The organism is Parabacteroides sp. AF48-14, assembly GCF_003477465.1.
GTDB lineage: Bacteria > Bacteroidota > Bacteroidia > Bacteroidales > Tannerellaceae > Parabacteroides > Parabacteroides acidifaciens.
In genome coordinates this window covers 14970-36732 of the sequence record NZ_QUDI01000010.1, presented here as the reverse complement: position 1 = coordinate 36732, position 21763 = coordinate 14970, and the positions used below count along the sequence as shown (strand labels likewise).

Sequence of the window (21763 nt, the reverse complement as noted above, 5' to 3'; positions counted from 1 at the left end):
CTTATGATTTGTTTAAAATTAGAAACCAAGTTCGATACCAAAAGTTACGGTTCTGAGAGACGGAGTTTCGAATGTGCAAAGCCCGTCTACAGGAACTTCAGGATCAACATAAAGATCTTTGGATTTCCATGTCAGCAGGTTATTACCGGAGATATAGGCTCTCAGTTTTTCGATGCCTGCTTTTCTAATCCAATTCTGCGGTAAAGTAAAACCAACAGTCATGTTTTTCAGACGCAGATGGTTGGTTGACATCATCCATCTTGAAGACTGAATGTTTTTGTTGCCATAAGCAAACTGCGGTAATTTTGCATTGTCACCCGGTTTCTGCCATGTATCTTCCATCTTATAATAAGACGGAACATTACCTAAATAGTTATATGTACCGCCATTGCTCTGCAACCAAGTTGCATAATCGTAGGCATGTCCACCTAAAGCATAAGTCAATGTAAAATTGAAATCGATAAACTTCCAGCCGATGTAGTTTGTCAAACCACCCTGTACTTTCGGATCCACGTTACCAATAATCACTTTATTAGCCAGAGCCGAGTTCGTAGTAGTTTCACGGCTACCATCTTTATTTATATAATACAATTCTTTACCGGTTTCAGAATCAACACCCGCGTATTCGTATGCATAGAAAGAATAGTAAGGTTCACCCACTTTGTGAATCAATGGACCACTGATAACCTGGTCTTGTTCGCCATTCAGCTTAGTCAACGTATTTTTGTTATGTCCCAGGTTCAAAGAAGTTGTCCAGGTTAACTCTCCATTCTGGACGTTGGTAGACTTGATTTCCAATTCGAAACCACGGTTTCTCATAGAACCGACGTTCAGCAGCTTAGAAGCAGTGCCGTTGCCGTCTATAATACCTAAAGCAGCGGAAATCGGTTTATCCATGATCAAATCTTTGGTATCGCGGTTATACCATTCTGCAGAAATTGAAACCCTGTTGAATAGAGTCACATCCAAACCGACGTTTGTAGCATGGTTCTTTTCCCATTTCAAATCATTATTGAAGAATGTAGATTCTGCAGAACCACCGAAACCATTGTAGTTATAACCATATTGGAACAAACCCATATATGCATAATAATCAGAAGGCTGAGTACCATTCAAACCATAAGACACACGAATCTTCGCATCGCTGATAATGTCAGACAAAGATCCATAAACGCTTCACGTGAAAGTCTCCATGATCCGGATACAGACCAGAAATCTCCCCAACGGCTATCACGTGATAAACGAGAACTGCCGTCACGACGGTAGCTGGCGCTGGCATAATATCTGCTGTCGAAATCATAATTGAGGCGTCCCAGATAAGAAACCATGCGATACCCTTTTTTCAAGCTTGAAGAACGAGTCAGACCTGCATTTGCAATCTCTTCTTTATAAGAAGGATATTGAGAACCGTTAGAGTAAGTATAATCCAATTCGTAATCTTCCGTCTCATAACCTAACAGAATATCCAGATTATGTTTCTCTGCGATAGTCTTGTTATAAGTCAACTGAGTCTGCGTATTGAACTTGCTACGGTTCTGCATATAGCGCTGGTAAACACCTTTAGCAGTACGTCCGTCATTAGAACGCGGATCCCACCATGCACGGCTGTTACTCTGGTTGAAGTCATAACTCAAAACTTCCTTGATATTCAGATTATCCCAAATATTCCAAGTAGCAGCAACCGAACCTAAGAAGCGGTTTACTTTATTCTTGTTATAGTTATAAGTGGCTGTTTGCAGCGGGTTAGCACCGTTCAGAGCCGGGAATTTAGTAGACCATGTCCCATCTTCGTTATACGGGAAAGTAGAAGGTGAAGCCGTCATAGCCAAACACATAATCGGGCTGGCGAAACTGGTTCCTTCATTATTTACATCCTGTGTAGACAATGAATACAATGAATTAGCTTCCAGAGTAATGCGTCCTGTCTTATGAGTCAGGTTTGCACGTCCTGTTACGCGTTCATAAGCAGATTGCAGAGTGATACCATCTTGTTTTGCATAAGATAATGAAGAATAGAACTTCGTTTTGTCATTACCTCCTTGAGCATTCACTTCATAATTCTGATGTGAACCGTTACGGAACAAAACGTCTTTCCAGTTCGTATATCCACTCCAAGGCTCTGCGGCATAAGAATCGATATTCCTGTCTGCCAAAGATGTGGCGGCTGTTTCATCCATACCACTGTTTAATCCGTAGTTTTTGAAACCCATATACAGAATATCACGTCTGTCGGCACCATTCAAGATCGGACGGTAATCGATAGCCATGTTTGAGAAACCCCAGTCAGCTCTGGCCGTAAATTTAGTTTTACCGGCCATACCTTTTTTAGTAGCAATTACGATTACACCATTTGCAGCACGTGAACCATAAAGAGAAGCAGCTGCTGCATCCTTGATAACCGTCATCGATTCGATGTCGTTACTATTCAAATTGGAAAGCATACTTGTTCCAGCATCGTCGTAGCTGAAGCCGTTACTGTTACCAGTCATCATCGGAACTCCGTCAATAACATAAAGAGGGTCGTTACTTGCATTGATAGAACCCATACCACGAATGCGGACAGATTCCACAGCACCCGGCTGTCCGGATGTAGAAGTGATCTGAACACCAGAAACAGCACCAGCCAATTTAGACTGTACGCTTAATGACGGTACATCTTGTAACTTCTCCGTAGTAACACTTGATGCGGCACCTGTAAATGATGATTTTTTAAAGTTACCATAACCTGTCACCACCACTTCGTCCAATAATTCCACATCAGAACTTAATTCGATGTGCAAAACCGGTTTTACACCGATTTCCAAGGCCTTCATTCCTACGAAGGAAATTACCAGAGTCTTTGCAGAACTACGAATTGAGCCAACTTATTCATTTACAGAATTATACCTCTTTAGCGGCTTTCAAATACACCTGTAGTATTAGATCGATAATCAAGCTTTATGTTTTGTGTAAAAGACTAATTAATAAAACAATATCTAATATCCTGCAATATCAGAATGAGCCTTAATTTTTAAAAGTTCTACTAAATAAATATCGATTCCTAAATGGGGGTTATTGTATAAAACGTATTTTTCCGGCAAAAAAGAGATCTGAAACCAAACAAATGTTAATCCACTTTTTAGACCTCAAAAAGGGACTTTTTCCTCTTTTTTGAGCGTTTCCAGCAATTACGACCGTCCTCTTTGCCATTACGACCGTGCTGATAGGTAGTGCACTCGGCACCTCGTGAAGATTAGAACGGTCGTAATGGAGATTAGGACGGTCATAATTGAAAAGAGGACCGTCTTTAGGGCAAAAAAGCCCCTAAATTTCCTTGAGATATTTGGAACGCCGTCCGTTTTATTTTCAAATATTCGATTCTCCGGGAGTTAAGCTTTATCACTTTGCTGGTGTTTCTGGTTTTCGGTAATCAAATTGCACACTTTTCGGGATGGTCTCGGCAGCTTATTTCGCCTGCTGTCAGTCAAAAAGATTAAATCCGTGAAAAAAGTCAATTCAAAATTGATCAAGATTTCGGATGAAATAGAAAAACGGTCAAAAAGGGGGTTCTTGTATTTTTTAGATTATTTTTCCGGACCAGATAGGTCGTTCTGTTAACTTTCCCCCAAGCATCGTTTTATGTTTGTAACTACGTAATCCCATATTTCTATAATTGTATATCTACATTTCTATAAAAACAGATTTGTGCTCCCGCAAATATAAATCGACGTATCTTCTTTCTTTGATAACAAATCTCAAATTCATTTTCTACCTATGTAGACCCCAACCATATATTCAGGCTTCTAAATCCCTTAGTTTTGGCGTTGAGGGTAGAGGTTAAAAATAGATAATTTTAAATGAGCCGCAAATAGAGGATAAGCAGAGGCGAAACAACCTAAAATGCCGATTTTGCACACTCTTTTGTTAATTAACGACCTTGTTTTTATAAAATACTGTTAGTTTTTAGTTGTTATAATAAATTTATTATTACATTTGCCATCACTTAGGAAGATTTATACATAGTTGGTGTATAAGATTACAAATAGAATAGTGCAAATTAGTTATTTATAAGTTAAACAAAAAAAGTGTGTCTATGAAAAGGTTAACTTTCCTTTTATTCTGCCTATTATTAGGTATTGGGATGGCCAACGCTCAGACGTCGAAAGTGACAGGTACTGTTATTTCGGCAGAAGACAATGAGCCCATCATTGGTGCATCTATAGTTGTTAAAGGTACGACTATAGGTACAGTTACAGATTTTAACGGTACATTTTCTTTAGATGTACCAAGTTCTGCAAAAACTCTGGTAGTTTCTTTTGTGGGCATGAAACCCCAGGAAGTCGGAGTTAAATCTAATTTGAAAATCATTCTTGAATCTGATAATCAGATGCTTGATGAAGTAATGGTCGTCGCTTATGGTACTGCAAAGAAAAGTTCTTTCACAGGATCAGCTTCAACTATTAGCAATGAGAAGTTGGAACTTCGTCCAATTACAAATCTGACAAAAGGTTTGGAAGGACAGGCCACTGGTTTGTTGACAACTTCAGGATCCGGACAGCCTGGTGAGGCAGCCTCTATTGTTATTCGCGGTTTTGGTTCAATTAATGCATCCCAAGATCCGTTGTATGTCGTGGATGGTATTCCGTTTGATGGTTCTTTAAGTTCTATCAATCCTTCTGATATCGAATCTATGACCGTATTGAAGGATGCTTCTGCCGGAGCCTTGTATGGTGCACGTGGTGCTAATGGTGTTGTTATGATCACAACGAAACAAGGAAAAGAAGGTAAAGCACAAGTAACATGGCGATCAACAGTTGGTTGGGCTTCACGTGCTATCCAACCGTATGACATGGTTGATCAAAAGGACTTTGTACAATTGACTTATGAAGCTTTGCGCAATGGTTATGCTTTTAACTCCGGTTATTCATGGGAACAGGCTCAACAGATGGCAAGATCAGGTTTGAGTGCCAATTTAGGAGGTGAATTATACAATCCATTTAAAAACTACACATGGGATGATTTGATCAACCCTGAAACCGGAATGGTTCAAGCCGATGCTGCTTCGGCATGGGATGAACGATGGATGGATGCTGTTCAGCGTGATAATGCGTTCAGACAGGAACATCAATTGTCAGTGAATGGAGGCTCCGATAAAACGAAATATATGTTTTCTCTTGGATATTTGAATGAAGATGGTATCCTTATAAACACAGGTTTCCAGCGTTATAATGCTCGTGTGAATGTTAATTCGAATGTAACCGACTGGTTCAAGGCTAATGTAAATGCATCTTTATCAAACTCGGTTCAAGACTATAGTGATTATGATGGCTCTTCTACATCAAACGTTTGGTATTCTGCACAATTTGTATCACCATTATTTCCCGTTTACATAAAAGGCTTGGATGGTAAAAATGTTTTAGGAGAAGACGGAAAACCCCAGTTGGACTATGGTGAAAACGGACGTCCGGGCAGTTATACGGATTATAATCCAGTCGGAGGTTTGACGGATGACAAATCAAATAGAAAAAATGATGTAGCAAGTCTACGTACAGGTGTTACCTTCGGTTCTGACAAAGACAACTTCGGGGTTTTCAAGGGAATAAAACTTAACGTGAACTTTGGTCTTGACTATCGTAATCAAGCACGAATGAGTTATATGAATATGTATCATGGCAACCAAGCTACAGCAGGAGGTTTGTTGACTAAGTACAGTACTCGTATGCAAAGCTATACTTTCAACCAACTATTGTCATGGAACCGTTCCTTTGGATTGCATTCTTTTGATGTATTAGTCGGTCACGAATTCTATGCTTACAGCTACGAATATCTGAAAGCCGGAAAAACAAATCTGGTCGACGGCATTCTCGAATTGCGCCCAGGTACGACACTTAACTCTGCAGACTCTTACACCGATAATTATCGTATTGAATCATGGTTAGGACGTTTCAATTATAACTATGATGAAAAATATTATTTTTCTGCATCTCTGCGTACAGACGGTTCCTCACGTTTTCAGAAAGATAATCGTTGGGGTACATTCTGGTCTATTGGCGGTAACTGGCGTATTTCAAGAGAAGCCTTTATGGAAGACATTAAATGGGTAGACAATTTGTCCCTAAAGTTAAGCTATGGACAACAAGGAAACGATAATATCCTGCATTCCGATGCAACAAGTAATTATTACTTATGGCAGAGTTTATATGATTTAGGTTGGCCTAATTCAAATCAAATCGGTGGCATGGTTTCCTCTTTGGAAAACAGGGAAGTGTCTTGGGAAAAGAATGGAAATTTAAACGTAGGTATTGAAGCAACCTTATTAAATAGCCGTTTAACGGTTAATGCCGAATATTACAATCGCAAGACTGTTGACATGCTATTGAGCTATCCGATGGCTACTTCTACTGGATTTAATGGTTACAATGCCAATGTTGGAGATATGAGAAATACAGGTTTTGAATTTGAATTGAGAGGAACACCTATCCAGACTGAAGACTTCAGATGGAATCTTTCTTTCATGGGATCAACGGTAAAAAATAAAGTATTGAAACTGACTAATACTGCACCTGAAATTATAAAAGGAAATTACAGCATTAAAGAAGGTATGCCTATTAATACATTCTACATGGCTAAATCAGCTGGCGTAGATCCTGCAACAGGTGCTCAACTTTATTGGGTTTATGACAAAGATGAAAACGGGAATATCATAAATGAGCGTATCAGCGATGATTATTCAAAGGCATCGACCAGTAAATATTATCAAGGGAATCGCATTCCTGATCTTTATGGTAGCATCGGAACAGATTTCTCTTATAAAGGCATCGATTTGGCAATCTTAACAACCTATTCTATTGGCGGTAAGATTTATGATGGTTTGTACACAGGTTCCATGAATGCACAGTATGCGACAAATACATGGAATAAACACCAATTGCGCCGTTGGCAACAGCCTGGTGATATAACAGATGTACCTCGTGTAGAAATTAATGGATCTTATACAGCAACTGATCGCTTTTTAATTAATGCATCTTACTTTGCAATTAAAAATATCACATTAGGTTATTCTTTGCCTAAAGATTGGATGAGAAAAGCGAAACTTAATAATATCCGTGTATTCGGTTCTATCGATAATTTGGCATTATTCTCTCACCTGCAAGGTATGGATCCTCAGTATAATTTCAAGGGCGAAACTGATTATACTTATGCACCGAATAAGACCTATTCTTTTGGTGTGGAAATTAACTTCTAAAGTAGAAACATTTTTATAAGAAACAAGATGAAAAAGATATTCAAATATATGTTTGTCGGTCTGATGGCTTGTACTACTCTGTCATCCTGTCTGGAGAGTTCACTCGATACCAATCCGACCGATTCAATGTCCGGAACAGGATTATTGGCTAATGCAAATGCAGCTTTAGTACCTCTGAACGGCCTTTACCGTTCCATGTATTCGGCATGGTCTCCCACAGATAACACACACCAATGTTTCGGCATCAGTGCTTATAATTTAATGGGTGATGTGATGGGTGAAGACCTTATTATGGCGGATAAGGGAAGTGGTTGGTTCTGGTATGACTGCCTGTATAATGTAAAAAGCAGATATACTTCTACTACATGGCGTTCATATGATTTATGGAATTGCTATTATACATGGATTTCCAATGCAAATTATATTCTTTCCGCAGAGGAAACAATGGCCGGTACGGAAGCGGAAGTTAACTATGTCATAGGACAAGCTTATGCAATACGCGCTTATTCATATTTTATGTTGGCACAGAGTTTTGCACGTACCTATAAAGGACATGAATCCGAACCTTGTTGCCCGATTTACACAGAACCGACCGTTGCCGGTACGGAAGGAAAGCCTCGCTCTACCGTGCAAGAGGTGTACGATTTGATTGTTGGTGATATAAATAAAGCAGTTGAGCTGCTAAATGGTACTACTCGTAAACATATTTCCCATATTGATTATTGTGTAGCTTTAGGTTTTCAAGCTCGCATTGCCCAAGTAATGGAAGATTGGAATACAGCTAAAAAAGCATCTGAAGAAGCGATTGCAACAAGTAAATGTACTATCGCTAAAGTTTCGGATTTTAAAGGTGTGAATAGTACAAGTGCTCCAAATGTTATGTGGGGAGCTGAAATTCTTTCTGATCAAAGTGGTATGTATGCCGGTTTTTTCACACATATGGATGCTGATGCCGATAAGTACGGAGCTAAAGCCCGTAAACAGATTAGCAAAGAATTATATGAAAAAATGGGGACGACTGACGACCGTTTGATATGGTGGAATCCCGAAGATGCGAATAATAAAGCTGGGGGATACCAACAAGAAAAATTCAAATTTTCTGAAATTCAAACTTGGATGGGTGATTATATTTGGATGCGTATTGAAGAAATGTATCTGATTGCAGCAGAAGCAGAATGTCGTTTGGGTAATGACGCAGGTGCACGTGGATACTTAACGGACCTGATGAGCAAACGTGATGCTTCATACAGTTGTGATCATAAATCCGGAACAGCTATGGGTAAATTGACCACTGATTATACAGGTTCTTTATTGGAAGAAATTATCATACAACGCCGTATAGAACTTTGGGGTGAATTTGGCCGTATCTACGATATCCGCCGTTTGAAACAAGGCTTCAAACGAACCGCAGAAATGGGTTGGCCGATTGATGCTTTACTCGTTAATCGTAATGCCAATGATCCTGAAAGCTATATGTGGGTATTAACTATTCCTCAAACCGAGTTTGACGGGAATGCCAGCCTGGATCAGACTAAAGATCAGAATCCAGTCGGTGATACTAAATAAATTCTATTTATTGATTAAAAGAATAAAGCGATGAAATATATCTCAAAATTATCAACATCAATAGCTCTTCTATCAATCGCATTGGCTTTTACGGCCTGCGATAGCGAACAGGAAAGTGCTATATATTCAGATGCAGCAAACGCCGCAGTTTTTGTAAGTGCATCTTTAGCTGATATTACAGTCTCGCCTGCCGATCCTACTTTTACAGTAGATGTCGTACGTGCAAATGCCGGTAGCGAACAAAGCGGAACTGTTGCTCTAACTGCGACAGTAGAAGACGAACCTCTGGTTGGTTGCACTGTTTCCGGTTACACTTTTGCTGCCGGTGAAAACATGGCAAAAGTAACAGTAAATGTTTCTCCATTGGAAATCGGCAAAGAATTGGAAGTTACATTGACATTGGACAACACAAATGATCCTATTAGTGGTAGTAATACGGTTACTGTAACTGTCAATAAAGATTACAATTGGGTATCTTTAGGTACCGGTACATTTGCAGATATTCTGGCTTTCACAGAAAAGCCCTACAATGTAGAAATCCGGAAAGCTGAAGGTTTTGACCGTTACCGCGTAATCAAACCATATGAACAAGGCTTGAAGAATGATGATGGTCAATGGGGAAATGCGGTTGCAGCTACCTCTTGCGACTATATTGAATTCTGGATAAAGGACGGAATTATTTATTATAATAAGTTCTTTATCGGTATAAACTATGACGGTAGTCCTTCAAATGCAATTTATGCTTATCATCCAAGCTCTTTTTCAGGAATAAGTCTTGCAAATAACAAGCAGCTTGATGACAAAACATTCCAGTTGGCGCCTTATTATTATATAGAAGCTTTACAAGGCGGTTTTGACTATACAGGGAAGGTGGTTCTATTCTTATTACTCTTCCATAAAAACATATAATATTATAATCCATAAAAAGCCGGGTTCTAACTGATAGAATCCGGCTTTTTTGTTCCTTAATGTATATAGTATATGAAATAAGTTAGTTTGAAATAGATTGGTTTCAAATTAACTCATTTCATTTTTGCACTTTTCAAGTTTTGTGCCTACATTTGCTTCTACATAAAATGATTGTTCTATGGAAGCACCATTTGTTTACGGACGCATTGCCGACAAGCAGAATTTCACAGATAGAAAAGATGAAGTTGCATTGTTAAGCCAGAATTTCAGTAGTCTTATTAATACTGTCATCATATCCCCGCGTCGTTGGGGTAAAACTTCTCTGGTGAATAAATGTGCAAGACTTTTATCTGAAAAAAATAAAGATATACTGGTTTGCCAGGTTGATATCTTTAATTGCCGGACAGAAGAACAATTTTACACAGCCTATGCCAATGCCTTGATGCGGGTATCGACCTCTGCTTGGGAAGAATTTGTTGCCGGTGTAAAAAAATATTTGGGACGAATGGCTCCGGTTGTCTCTCTTTCAGAAGGCAGCCAAAGTTATGAACTGTCGTTTGGGATCAGCTTTAAAGAAAACCGACTCTCCTATGATGAAATATTAGACCTGCCACAACAAATTGCTAAAGATAAAGGTAAAAAGATAATTGTTTGTATCGATGAATTTCAAAATATCAACGAATATGAGGATTCGCTCGCATTTCAACGTAAGCTTCGTGCCCACTGGCAGACACATACATCTGTTTGTTATTGCCTTTATGGAAGCAAGCGGCATATGTTATTAGATATTTTCAATGATTATAGTATGCCATTTTATAAATTCGGAGATATTCTCTTTTTACAAAAGATAAAACGGGAAGATTGGATCACCTTTATTTCTAAACGCTTTGCAGACACAGGTAAACAAATTTCCGATGAATTATGCGGTATGATTGCCGATAAAATGAAGAATCATCCTTATTATACTCAACAATTGAGCCAGCAGACCTGGTTGCGAACTTTAGATGTCTGTTCGGAAGAAATAGTAGCCGAAGCATTCAACAGCTTGATAGGACAGTTAAGCCTGCTATTTACCAATATAATCGACTCATTAACTTCCCGTCAAATTAGTTTTCTTATTGCAGTTGCCGATGGTATTGTCAATTTTTCATCCAAAGACGTATTGAAACAATATCAATTAGGCACATCAGCCAATATCAAAAATCTAAGAAAAGCAACACTCGAAAAAGACCTGATCGATATCTTACCGGGTAATGTGATCGAAATCCAAGATCCTGCATTTGAATATTGGCTAAAAAATGGATATCAGGCTTCTGCAAAATAGTTTTTTATACGACTCGTTCAACAAGAATCAGGTAGAATAATAGTTCAATTTATATAGACTATTGTATGGGAGCGATTAATTCCATGGCACCGACTAATCGACTGAAAATCAATTAATATAGCATCAAATCTACATGCTTTTATTGTTTTTGCTATTTTGAAGTAAATTAATATTGTAAGTTTTAATAATGAACTGATTATTAGCTTATTACATTAAAACATAGTTCTGCAAAGACTCTGGTAGTTTCTTTCGTAGGGATGAAATCTCAGGAAATCGGTGTAAAATCGAACCTTCGAGTTGTATTATCTAATGATAACCAAATGATTGATGAGGTGGTGGTTGTCGCTTATGGTACTGCAAAAAAAGGAGCTTTTACAGGATCTGCCGGAGTTGTAAAAACAGAGCAGATCGAGAGACGTCAGGTTTCTGATGTTACGAATGCATTGGCTGGTGCCGTTGCCGGTGTGCAGATTCAAAGTTCAAACGGTCAGCCGGGACAGTCTGCCAAAGTAAACATCCGTGGTGTCGGCTCTATTAATGCCAAATCAGATCCTCTTTATGTTGTCGACGGTATTCCCTATGATGGAGATATTTCTTCCATAAACTCACAGGATATCGAGTCGATGACTGTATTGAAAGATGCTGCATCTACAGCTTTGTATGGTGCACGTGGTGCCAATGGTGTAATTATGATCACGACAAAGAAAGGTAAAAGCGGCAAGGCTACGATTAACTTTGACGGCAAGATCGGCGTAAACTCACGTATGGTTAAGAACTATGATGTTTTGACTGATGTTGTTGAGTATATGGATAACGCATATACATCCCTTTATAACGCAGGTGTTTATAATCTGGGATATGATGCTGCAAAAGCCAACAGATATGCTAATACTTACTTGCCGGTTAAAAGTAAAGGTGGTCTTGGTTATCAAATCTTTACTATTCCGGATGGAGAAAGTCTTTATGGTATGGACGGTAAAATGAATCCGAATGCTACTTTAGGCTATTCCGATGGCGATTACTATTATACACCAGACAATTGGGCGGACGAAATGTTCAGCAATAAAACACGTCAAGAGTATAATCTTAATATATCAGGTTCTACAGAGAAGGCTAACTACTATGTATCATTCGGTTACCTGGATGATCAGGGTATTATCGATGGTTCCGGTTTTACACGTTATTCAACACGTGCAAAGGGCGATTACCAGGTTAAAGAATGGTTGAAAGTCGGTGCAAACATGAGTTATGTTTATTCAAACAGCCGCTCTCCCGGTGATCAGACTGCTACTGCTTCTTCCGGTAATGCCTTTTTGATGGCAAATATGATTGCTCCTATTTATCCTTTATATGTACGCGACACTAACGGTCAGATTATGACAAACCAAGGAAGAAAAGTGTATGACTATGGCGATGGCGAAAGTACTAACCGTTCCCGCTCTTTCATGTCTATCTCAAACCCGGCAGGTGACTTGATTTATAATAAAGATGAATATTTACATGATATTCTGAATGCTACATGGTATGCTGATTTTACCCCAATCGAAGGATTGACAATCACGGCCCGTTATGGTATGAATCTGGATAGCGAACGTTATAACCTTTTAGGTAATGCCTATTCCGGACAGAGCGCTTCTTATGGAGGTACTGCTTACCAGGGACATAGCCGTACATGGGGGTTGGACCAACAGTATCTTGCAACTTACCGGAAAACCTTCAATGACGATCACAACTTTGACGCTATGATCGGTTACGATGGTTACAAGTGGAACGAAGAAATTATTGAAGCAACCGGTCAGAATTTGTATAATCCGGAAGATTTCCATGTGAATAACGCCATCAACCAGTTAATCGGTTACGGTTATGGAAATTCATATGCAACAGAGGGTTATATTGCTCGTGTAAACTACGATTACAAAAACACTTATTATGTAAGTGCGTCTTTCCGTCGTGACGGTTCATCCCGCTTCCACCCGGATCATCGTTGGGGTAATTTCTGGTCGGCAAGTGCTGCCTGGATTATGTCGAAAGAACAGTTCATGGAAAACATCAGTTGGATCGACATGCTGAAACTTAAGGCATCTTTCGGACAACAAGGTAATGACCTGATCGGTAATTATTATGCATACATCGATCAGTTCAAAATGACCGGTTCGAACGGTCTGTTTGCTGATGGGACTTTGGACTACAAAGGTAACCCCGATCTGACTTGGGAAACATCAACATCTTTCAATGCGGGTTTTGACTTCAGTATGCTTAATAACCGTTTAAACGGTAGCATTGAATATTTCTTGCGCCAGTCTACGGATATGTTGTATTACAGACCGGTAGGTCCGTCAGCCGGTTATCAGGAATTGCCGATGAATGTCGGTTCGATGCGGAACTCAGGTGTGGAAATCGACTTGGCTTATTCTATAATCAAAAATAAAAATATTTCCTGGGATGTCAATTTGAATGCATCTTTCATCAATAATAAGATTATTAAATTGCATAAGGACCTGGAAGGTGAATTGATTGATAATACACGTATTTATTCGGAAGGAGAATCCATGTACCGTATGTATCTGGTAAAATATGCAGGCGTTGATTCTGAAACTGGTAAAGCCTTATACTGGGCTAAAGACAAAGACGGAAAGGCTATTACAACCGACGATTATTCAATGGCTGTAAACTATAAAGAAGCTACGGATAATTTACTTCCTACCGTTTATGGAGGTTTTGGTACTTCTGTCAGCCTGTATGGTTTTGATGCTTCTATTCAAATGTCTTATCAGTTAGGTGGCCAGATCTATGATAGCGGTTATGCCCGTTTCATGCACGGTGGCACTTCATCTTATGCAGGCACGAACTGGCATACAGATATCCGGAATGCATGGAGTGAGACAAACAAAGGATCAAACATTCCTCGTCTGGACGCAGAAGACAAGTATGCAAGCTCCCAGTCCGACCGTTGGATCACCAGCTCAAACTATCTGTCACTGAACAATATTACATTTGGTTATACTCTACCGAAGAATATCACAAATAAATTCTTAGTAGACAGATTACGTGTTTATTTCGCAGCGGATAATGTTGCTTTGCTTTCTGCACGTAAAGGCCTTGATCCACGTCAGAGCTACACTTCTGCAACAACAGCACTCTACACACCGATTCGTACAATTTCCGGTGGTATCAGTCTAACATTTTAATTAATTTGATAGAAGAAATTTATTAGCGTATGAAAACGAAAAATATATTATCTGTACTCGCCGTGTCGGCATTGGTGTTTACAGGTTGTGTCGATTTGGATACTATTCCGGAAGGAAACATTGTAACTTCCGACCAGAAAGATGAGATTCTGGAAAGCGATCCTTCTAAAGCAGAAGCCAGTGTGAATGCAATCTATACACAATTCAGCCTTTTCGCCACAGTCATTACGGAAACCGAAAGACATAACGATATCGGTTACCCGGCCCTGATGTTATTCATGGATACAAATGGAGCCGACTTTTTGAGTGATGACAATGGTTATAACTGGATGGGAAATAGCTTGACATTTGATGACCGTATTTTCACTTCTTACGAAAGCCGGATTAACTGGGGCGTTCTTTACAATCAGATTTACGCAGCCAATACGGTTATCTCATTCTTGGGTGAAGATTCTGAAAATCCTGACTACCAGAATTATGTAGCACAGGCTCATGCCGCACGTGCATTTGACTATTGGGTATTGGCCCAGTTGTATCAGTTTAACTATACAAATCATAAATCCGATCCTTGTGTGCCTATCATTACCGAAAAGAATGCTCTGACAGTAACGGATGAAGGTTGCCCGCGTGCTACGGTTGAGCAAGTCTATGCACAGATGATGGAAGATATCAACAAAGCAATTTCTGTTCTGGAAGATTCACCTCTTAAAAGAAGAGACAAGCGGTATATCAGTGTAGATGTCGCTTATGGTATTCGTGCACGTATTAACCTTTCAATGGGTAATTGGGCGGCAGCGGCTGAAGATGCGGATAAAGCAATCAGCCTTTCTTCCTCTTCTCCTTATACAATTGAACAAATGAAGAGACCGGCATTCAACAGTGCTGATGACAACTCCTGGATGTGGGGTATCAAAATTGCTGAAACAGACGAAGTCGTAACAACTGGTATTTGTAACTTCCCGTCTCACATGGGATCTTTCAACTATGGTTATTGCTGGTATAGCGGCGGCCGCCAGATCAATAAAATGTTGTTTGAATCTATTCCTGCAACAGATGTCCGTAAAGGTTGGTGGTTAGATGAAAATACTCAATCTCCTAATCTCAATGAAGATGATATGGAAGTTATCAATACATACTACGGCCCTTATACACAAGTAAAATATGCACCGTACAAGGGTGAATTGTGGACTTCTACTAATGCCAGTGACATTCCTTTGATGCGTATTGAAGAAATGTATTTGATAAAGGCTGAAGGACAAGCAATGAGTGGAAACGTGGCGGGTGCCAAAACTACTCTTGAATCTTTTATTCAGGAATATCGTGATCCGGAATTTACTTGCAAAGCGACTTCTCCTCAGGATATGCAGGAGGAAATATATCACCAGCGTCGCATCGAACTTTGGGGCGAAGGTATGTCCTGGTTTGATATTATGCGTCTGAACAAGGGTGTAGACCGTCGTGGTGCAGGTTATCCGAATGCGTCTTCTATCTTTAATATTCAGCCGGGAGATCCTATCTTATTGTGGCGTCTACCTGAAAAGGAAATTCAGGCAAACAAAGCATTGAGTAATAACGATAACAATAAGGCTACTCCGATACCAAGTCCTGTACCTGACTTCGGCGAATAGAATTTAAGAATGTCTAACAACTTCAAGTTATAATAACAAAAGGTGTGTATGCCAGATTCGACATACACACCTTTTGTATGTTAACAGGATTGGAATATCCTCATATAAGATCACTTTGCAAACCGGACATCCGTCCCTTTATCGTCTTTTGCCTTAATTGCCAGTGCACGGCCTTGTACCTTCACTTTGCCGGTTATAAACTCGGGAATATTGAACGACTTCATAAAGCCTTGATAAAAATCCGTTTCTTTCTGGGGCAATAAGAAAGGCTTTCCAATCTTACCGTCTTCACCGACATAAGCGATATACGGGCGCGTGTATAAACCGTCTATCCTCCGGCTACTGAAAACAAACCAACGGCTATTGCTGCTCCAGGAATGATAGCTATCCACATCATCGCTGTTCACTTCCGTCAACGGACGGCTTATGCCTGTAGAAAGATCCGCCAGATACAAATCGGCATCCTTATGCCAGATGGAGAAATTGCCATAACCGGACAATGTATATAACAGGTAACGTCCATCGGGAGAAACACGCGGGAAAGAGGCGCTCATTCCGCCGCTTTTCGCATTATAGAGCGTATCGACCTGCGATCCGAAAGCACGTGTTTCAGGATCAAAGGAGACAGAGCAAAGATTATATTTGATTTCCGAATATTCCTGCGGAATCGGGCGAGCCTCCGCCGTACAAAAATAAAGGGTCTTCCCGTCAGGAGAGAAGGTTGGGAACGTCTCATATGCATCTTTCGAGAATATCTTGGATGTGGTCACAATCTCGTGTTTCTGCACATCATAGACAACGACATCGGAAGCCTCGTCATACACCTCCACCCTGTTCTTGTCGTTCAGATGAAACGCTTGCTTGGTTGCGTTCACCGAAAAGGCTACATATTTGCCGGAAGGATGCCAGGAAGGATAAACCAAAGATGACATCGTCTCCTTCGTCTTTGTATTCAACTTTTCGATCTTTCCGCCATCGACCAGGATTGTCCCGGGAAAAGTCTCACGCATATGAAACAGCATCTTATCCGGATTCTGCATACAAAACGAATGGCAGTTCACACAATTGTTTCCGCTCATCTTATTCTCGATAATGGCGCTTTGCGTATAGTTTTCCAGATTCCGCTGATAGATTCCCATCTTGTTCCACAACTCATATCCCGGATCGATCAAACGGTAAGCCAGGTAAGAGTCGACCTTTTCCCGTGCGACCTGAATCGAGAAAGGTGCATACGCCACCCACTCGTTTCCTTGCTTCGCCTGAACAGTTACACGGATCGAATTGCCGGCTGCCGATTCCAGCAGTTTCTTCCATTTGGAAGCCGGAATCACAAAGCTGCCCTTCTTTCCTTTCACTTCGAACTGCTGTCCTTCAAAAGAAAAGACGGCACGGGCATCCGTATCCATGTCTTTCAAAGCGAAGTTCAGAGGAGCGATATTAGGCGGAATAACCACACCGGCATAATCAGGGAAAATAGCAGGCGCCTCATCCAACGTCCGCCCCACTTTCACCGAGTCGGAACAAGACAACAACGCAGCTAACATCAACACATATAGATTCTTTCTTTCCATCTTCTTACACATCATTTAAACATAAAATAAAACCAGTAAGTATTGCCATACGAGCGGTTCAGCAGACCAGCAAGGGCTGCACTGTTATTCCGGTTGGCAAGCACCTGTTTTTTATACTCGGCAAAACGGTTGACAACCGTTTCCGATATATTGAAACGCTTCCAATAATCCGGTTCCTTTTCTGACATAACGATCACAGCTTCCTGGAAATGCAAAGGCAGAACAGGCAGAAATTCCGTTCCATAATATTTTTCCACCACCGCTTTAAGCCCTTCCAGGTCTTTAGCCAGCAAGTACATGGCACCCAAATACTGCATAGCAGCAGAATTGGCCGGCCCTTTTTTCAAGAATCGCTCCAAGTCTCCGTTCAACCCGTCTATCATGGCCAGCGTATTCTGTTCTGGCAACATCCGCCTGCGAAGCCCCAACACCGGATCATTCTCTACAGCCTCGTCGTTATACAGATATTTACGCTGCGCACCGGCCCAATCCCGGTAAGCGAACGTCTTTTCCAAAATCGATATGTATTTCTCCGCAACCGGATAAGCGCCGTAGATCAAGTTTGTCTGTACCAGCCTTTTCAGCATACGGGGATTTCCGTCATCCATAGCGCTGACATATCCTTCAAAAGCCATCTCCTGGGCGGAAGCGGTCGCTCCCATCGTAAAGTAGATATCACTCAACATACAGGATATGTTTTCCGACTTATTCCACTGGACCAATAACCCTTGCGGCCCTCGCTGGTCGAAGTTGAACATCTTGTCCGACAGCTCTCCCCTATTTGCCAATGCCATGTTCAAATGGCACATATACAAGAAATTGGTCAGCTTGCCTTTACATTCTTCTATCGTCTTATCCCATTGTTCCGTACGGGCAAAGTAGTCCAGTTTTTTCAGTCTTAATGTCTTTGCGTCACTGAATTTGGGAACTCCCCACCACAGAATACCGCCAATCACGGCCAGTTGTCCCACGCAACAGATTCCGGCAATCAGCTTCTTTGCCGGCAGCCCCTTTTTATTCCGAAGAAAGAAAGCGACAAGTACCACCAAAGGCATGCAAATCCAGGAATAATAAATAACACTTTTAGGATGAAGCGTATTATGATAATACAAATCCGGTCCGAAAACCCACCGGTATTCGCCCATCAAAGAGAAATAGACCACGCCAAGCCCCAGCAACAAAACTTCAGCCATCCCGATTAAAGAGATGTACCATTTAGGCGTTTTACGAAGCAATTCGTACAGGCAAACCATCCCGGCAAACAACAGTGCAACGGAACCTGCCAGCCAAAACAGCACCGGAACCAAAACGCACCCGGCAACCAGACGAAAGAGATCCCTCCGTATCCGCATATACCCATAAAGCGCCGCTGTCATCATCAAGTAGCAGACAGTCCCCTGCACCCGGTAATTAAAATCAAAATGCATGAAAAGCAAAGCCAATACGGGCAATACATATAATAGGAAGAACGCCGAAGAAGGTGCAATCCGCTTGACAATACCAGCCGTACAAATACCGACACCAGTCAACAAAGCCGCAACAATCGCCGGCCCGGCATAAGGCAGGATGAAAAACTGCACCAAAAACTCTGCCACCAGCATGGACAAACCGCCTGGCAAAACAAGTTTCTCCATCGCATACATTTTCGAGAACAAGAACAACTGACTCTGTTCTATATAATAGAAGTGATACTCGAAACTCGTTTGCAGGAAAGCGAACAAAGCTCCAAAAACAACCAACCAAAAAGCAACAAGTTTATATTTCATCAGACAAAACCTTAAGCGTGTTTAACCAATCGAAAATGTTTATCCACCGAAGCCGGCAACTCATGCGGATAGTGCGTCACATAGATCAACGTCTTACCCGGACGCGCACAAAACTGCTCGATAATAGCAGCCGCTTTCTTCTTATTGCTTACATCCAGTCCGTGCAACGGTTCATCCAGGATAATCAAGTCGGGATCTTTCACAAAAGCACGGGCCAGAAGCGCCAGACGCTGTTCGCCGGAAGACAGCGTGAGGAAAGAACGGTCTTTCAGCTCTTCGATACCGAATACGCGCATCCAGTCCAGCGCAACCTTCTGTTGCTGCTCCGTACATTTCCGGTACAGCCCGATTGAATCGAAGAAGCCGGAACCGACAATATTCAGAGTGGGCACATTCTCCATATAGAAAAGATGCATCTCCGGCGAAACATAGCCGATACGTTTCTTTATATCCCAGATGCTTTCTCCCGAACCCCGTTTCCGGTCAAACAAGTATAGCGTATTGGCATACGATTGTGGATTATCGGCATAAATCAGACTAAGCAACGTTGACTTGCCCGCCCCGTTCGGACCGAACAAAGCCCATTTCTCACCGTTCTTCACCTCCCAATCCAGCTCTTTCAGGATCGTCCGGCTACCATATTTAATAGACACATGCTCCATCCGGAAAGTAACGGTATGCGTGGAAGGCTCCTTCTGCTGCTCCACCGGAAGCGAAAGCGGTGCCATCCGGACCGGATCCGTTTTTCCTTCGGAAGGAAACAGGTCCGCAATTAGGTCCGTTTGCCGTAGAAACTCTTCACGACTGCAAACCGGCAGGCATCTACGTTGTTTGACCGGCAAAACATGGGTGATCATTTCCGGTATATCATCCGGATTAGAAAGTAGCAAGATGACCTGTACGCCCTCCAACTTCGTCATTTGCTGAAGCATTTCCACCAAAACTCCGCGCGAAGGCGCATCGAGTCCGATAAACGGGTTATCCAGAATCAACACATGCGGCCGTTTCAACAAGGTTCGCACGATCAGGAACTTCCGCAGTTCCCCACTGGAAAGGAAGAGCAGCTTCTTCGGTAAAAACTCTTCTATCCCGAACAAAGATAACACTTTATGGAAATCTTCCGTTCCGGCGTGTTCGCTTAATATCTCTTCTATCGTGGGAATATCATCCGTTTCCGTCGAATGCCAACGCTGCTGGTAGTAAGAATTACGGCAATCGGCCAGGGAGTAAATATCTTTGAAAGCAATGCTCTTCACCAAATCGCTTACATTCCCTTCATATCCGAAGGTCACTTCTCCTTCTTTTAATGCGAATTTACGCTGCATGACATCGGCTATCAGCGTCTTGCCTGCACCGTTCGGGCCAATGACAGCCCATTGTTCTCCCTCTTCTATCGTCCAGTTAAGAGGTTCTTCGAAACGCAGTTCCGGCAAGCGGGTGACTACATTCCGGATGTTTACCATTATATTCCTATTTTCCATCGCCTTTCTATTACACGTAGCAAAGGTAACAGAAAAGGGGGAACTCTCACAAGCTCCCCCTTCCTATTTTGTACAGGTTTATATGTTTATGTATTCCTTCGCAAATTAGTTACTCAAAATAGACCTGCACCTTATCCCAACGTTCGTTTCAAAAATACACTTAAACTATTTACGCTACAAATATAATAATTAATTTTACTTATTATCATTTCACGCGTTATTTTTGTTGCAAAACATAATTTATGCAACAAAAATAGTAACAGATTAAAAGACACGTGTACCTTTTCCCAAATGAATCTCCGAAGCCTGCGTGATAATTACCTCTTTGACTCCGGCGTCGATCGCCTGAAACGAATTCTCCAGCTTGGGAATCATGCCGCCCTGAATAACGCCTTCTTCCACAAACTGCTTGAAAGCCGTACGGTCTATTTCCGGAATCACGCTTTCGTCATCATTCTCATCTCTCAGCACTCCTTTCTTTTCAAAGCAGAACATCAGGGTTACATCAAAATGTTTCGCCAGAGCTTTTGCCGCTTCACCGGCGATCGTATCGGCATTCGTATTCAACATATGCCCTTGTTTATCATGCGTGAGAGGTGCCAGGACAGGTACAATCCCCTGATGAATAAGGGATGCCAGCAAATCGGCATTCACCTCTTTGACATCTCCGACAAAACCATAATCGACCTCTCCCACCGGACGTTTGTCCGAACGCATCAGGTTCATATCCGCACCAGTCAGTCCGAGCGCATTCACGCCTAAAGCTTGCAGGCCGGCCACGATATTCTTGTTAACAAGCCCTCCGTAAACCATCGTGACCACTTTCAGCGTTTCCGCATCCGTAATCCGGCGTCCACCTACCATCTTGCTCTCGATACCCAACTGCGCAGCCAGCTTGGTGGCAGAGCGTCCGCCTCCGTGTACCAGCACTTTATAGCCTTCCACCTGTGAAAAGTCGTTTAGCAATTTGCGAAGCGTATCTTCTTCTTCGACAATCTTACCTCCCACCTTAATCAGCGTAAGTTTCTCCATACTTCTAAATTCTTTTAAAATTTTTGCGCCAAAGGTACTAAAAAATAAAAGATTTATATACTTTTGCACCATC

At 41.4% G+C, this 21763-nt stretch carries 10 protein-coding genes and 1 pseudogene; 6 read left to right on the top strand and 5 right to left on the bottom strand.

The window, feature by feature from the left end:
- Window positions 1–18: 18 nt before the first annotated feature.
- Window positions 19–2813 (bottom strand): annotated as a pseudogene (locus DW083_RS06560) (SusC/RagA family TonB-linked outer membrane protein).
- Window positions 2814–4072: 1259 nt separating this feature from the next.
- Between DW083_RS06560 and DW083_RS06555 the strand changes: the two are divergent.
- From DW083_RS06555 to DW083_RS06530, 6 genes are all read left to right on the top strand, one after another.
- Window positions 4073–7225 carry a TonB-dependent receptor gene (locus DW083_RS06555; RefSeq protein ID WP_233547664.1) on the top strand — a complete coding sequence of 1051 codons (3153 nt, stop codon included), beginning with the start codon at window positions 4073–4075 and terminating at the stop codon, window positions 7223–7225.
- A gap of 27 nt (window positions 7226–7252) precedes the next feature.
- Entirely contained in the window at window positions 7253–8791 is a 1539-nt protein-coding gene (locus DW083_RS06550) for a RagB/SusD family nutrient uptake outer membrane protein (RefSeq protein ID WP_122331856.1), read from the top strand.
- Window positions 8792–8821: 30 nt separating this feature from the next.
- Complete coding sequence (locus DW083_RS06545) at window positions 8822–9700, top strand: hypothetical protein (RefSeq protein ID WP_233551827.1); 879 nt, start codon at window positions 8822–8824, stop codon at window positions 9698–9700.
- A 178-nt stretch (window positions 9701–9878) separates the two neighbouring features.
- The gene (locus DW083_RS06540) at window positions 9879–11024 is read left to right on the top strand and encodes an ATP-binding protein (RefSeq protein ID WP_122331855.1); all 1146 of its coding nucleotides are present in this window, start codon (window positions 9879–9881) and stop codon (window positions 11022–11024) included.
- Between the two features lie 206 nt (window positions 11025–11230).
- Window positions 11231–14212, top strand: coding sequence for a TonB-dependent receptor (locus DW083_RS06535; RefSeq protein WP_122331854.1), 2982 nt, complete (start codon window positions 11231–11233; stop codon window positions 14210–14212).
- A 29-nt stretch (window positions 14213–14241) separates the two neighbouring features.
- The gene (locus DW083_RS06530; RefSeq protein ID WP_122331853.1) at window positions 14242–15840 is read left to right on the top strand and encodes a RagB/SusD family nutrient uptake outer membrane protein; all 1599 of its coding nucleotides are present in this window, start codon (window positions 14242–14244) and stop codon (window positions 15838–15840) included.
- 110 nt (window positions 15841–15950) lie between these two features.
- Here the strand turns inward: DW083_RS06530 and DW083_RS06525 are convergent, their stop codons facing one another.
- From DW083_RS06525 to argB, 4 genes are all read right to left on the bottom strand, one after another.
- Window positions 15951–17411, bottom strand: coding sequence for a PD40 domain-containing protein (locus DW083_RS06525; RefSeq protein ID WP_122331852.1), 1461 nt, complete (start codon window positions 17409–17411; stop codon window positions 15951–15953).
- 11 nt (window positions 17412–17422) lie between these two features.
- Complete coding sequence (locus DW083_RS06520; RefSeq protein ID WP_122331851.1) at window positions 17423–19177, bottom strand: DUF6057 family protein; 1755 nt, start codon at window positions 19175–19177, stop codon at window positions 17423–17425.
- Window positions 19178–19188: 11 nt separating this feature from the next.
- A complete protein-coding gene (locus DW083_RS06515; protein WP_122331850.1) occupies window positions 19189–20658 on the bottom strand; it encodes an ATP-binding cassette domain-containing protein in 1470 nt (489 codons plus the stop codon).
- Between the two features lie 264 nt (window positions 20659–20922).
- Window positions 20923–21690, bottom strand: a complete 768-nt coding sequence (gene argB / locus DW083_RS06510) for an acetylglutamate kinase (RefSeq protein WP_122331849.1) — start codon at window positions 21688–21690, stop codon at window positions 20923–20925.
- Window positions 21691–21763 lie beyond the last annotated feature (73 nt).

Excerpts from the sequence above, each read along its gene's own strand:
- DW083_RS06555 (WP_233547664.1), top strand. The coding sequence starts at position 4,073 with ATGAAAAGGTTAACTTTCCTTTTATTCTGCCTATTATTAGGTATTGGG.
- DW083_RS06550 (WP_122331856.1), top strand. The coding sequence starts at position 7,253 with ATGAAAAAGATATTCAAATATATGTTTGTCGGTCTGATGGCTTGTACT.
- DW083_RS06545 (WP_233551827.1), top strand. The coding sequence starts at position 8,822 with ATGAAATATATCTCAAAATTATCAACATCAATAGCTCTTCTATCAATC.
- DW083_RS06540 (WP_122331855.1), top strand. The coding sequence starts at position 9,879 with ATGGAAGCACCATTTGTTTACGGACGCATTGCCGACAAGCAGAATTTC.
- DW083_RS06530 (WP_122331853.1), top strand. The coding sequence starts at position 14,242 with ATGAAAACGAAAAATATATTATCTGTACTCGCCGTGTCGGCATTGGTG.
- DW083_RS06525 (WP_122331852.1), bottom strand. The coding sequence starts at position 17,411 with ATGGAAAGAAAGAATCTATATGTGTTGATGTTAGCTGCGTTGTTGTCT.
- DW083_RS06520 (WP_122331851.1), bottom strand. The coding sequence starts at position 19,177 with ATGAAATATAAACTTGTTGCTTTTTGGTTGGTTGTTTTTGGAGCTTTG.
- DW083_RS06515 (WP_122331850.1), bottom strand. The coding sequence starts at position 20,658 with ATGGAAAATAGGAATATAATGGTAAACATCCGGAATGTAGTCACCCGC.
- argB (WP_122331849.1), bottom strand. The coding sequence starts at position 21,690 with ATGGAGAAACTTACGCTGATTAAGGTGGGAGGTAAGATTGTCGAAGAA.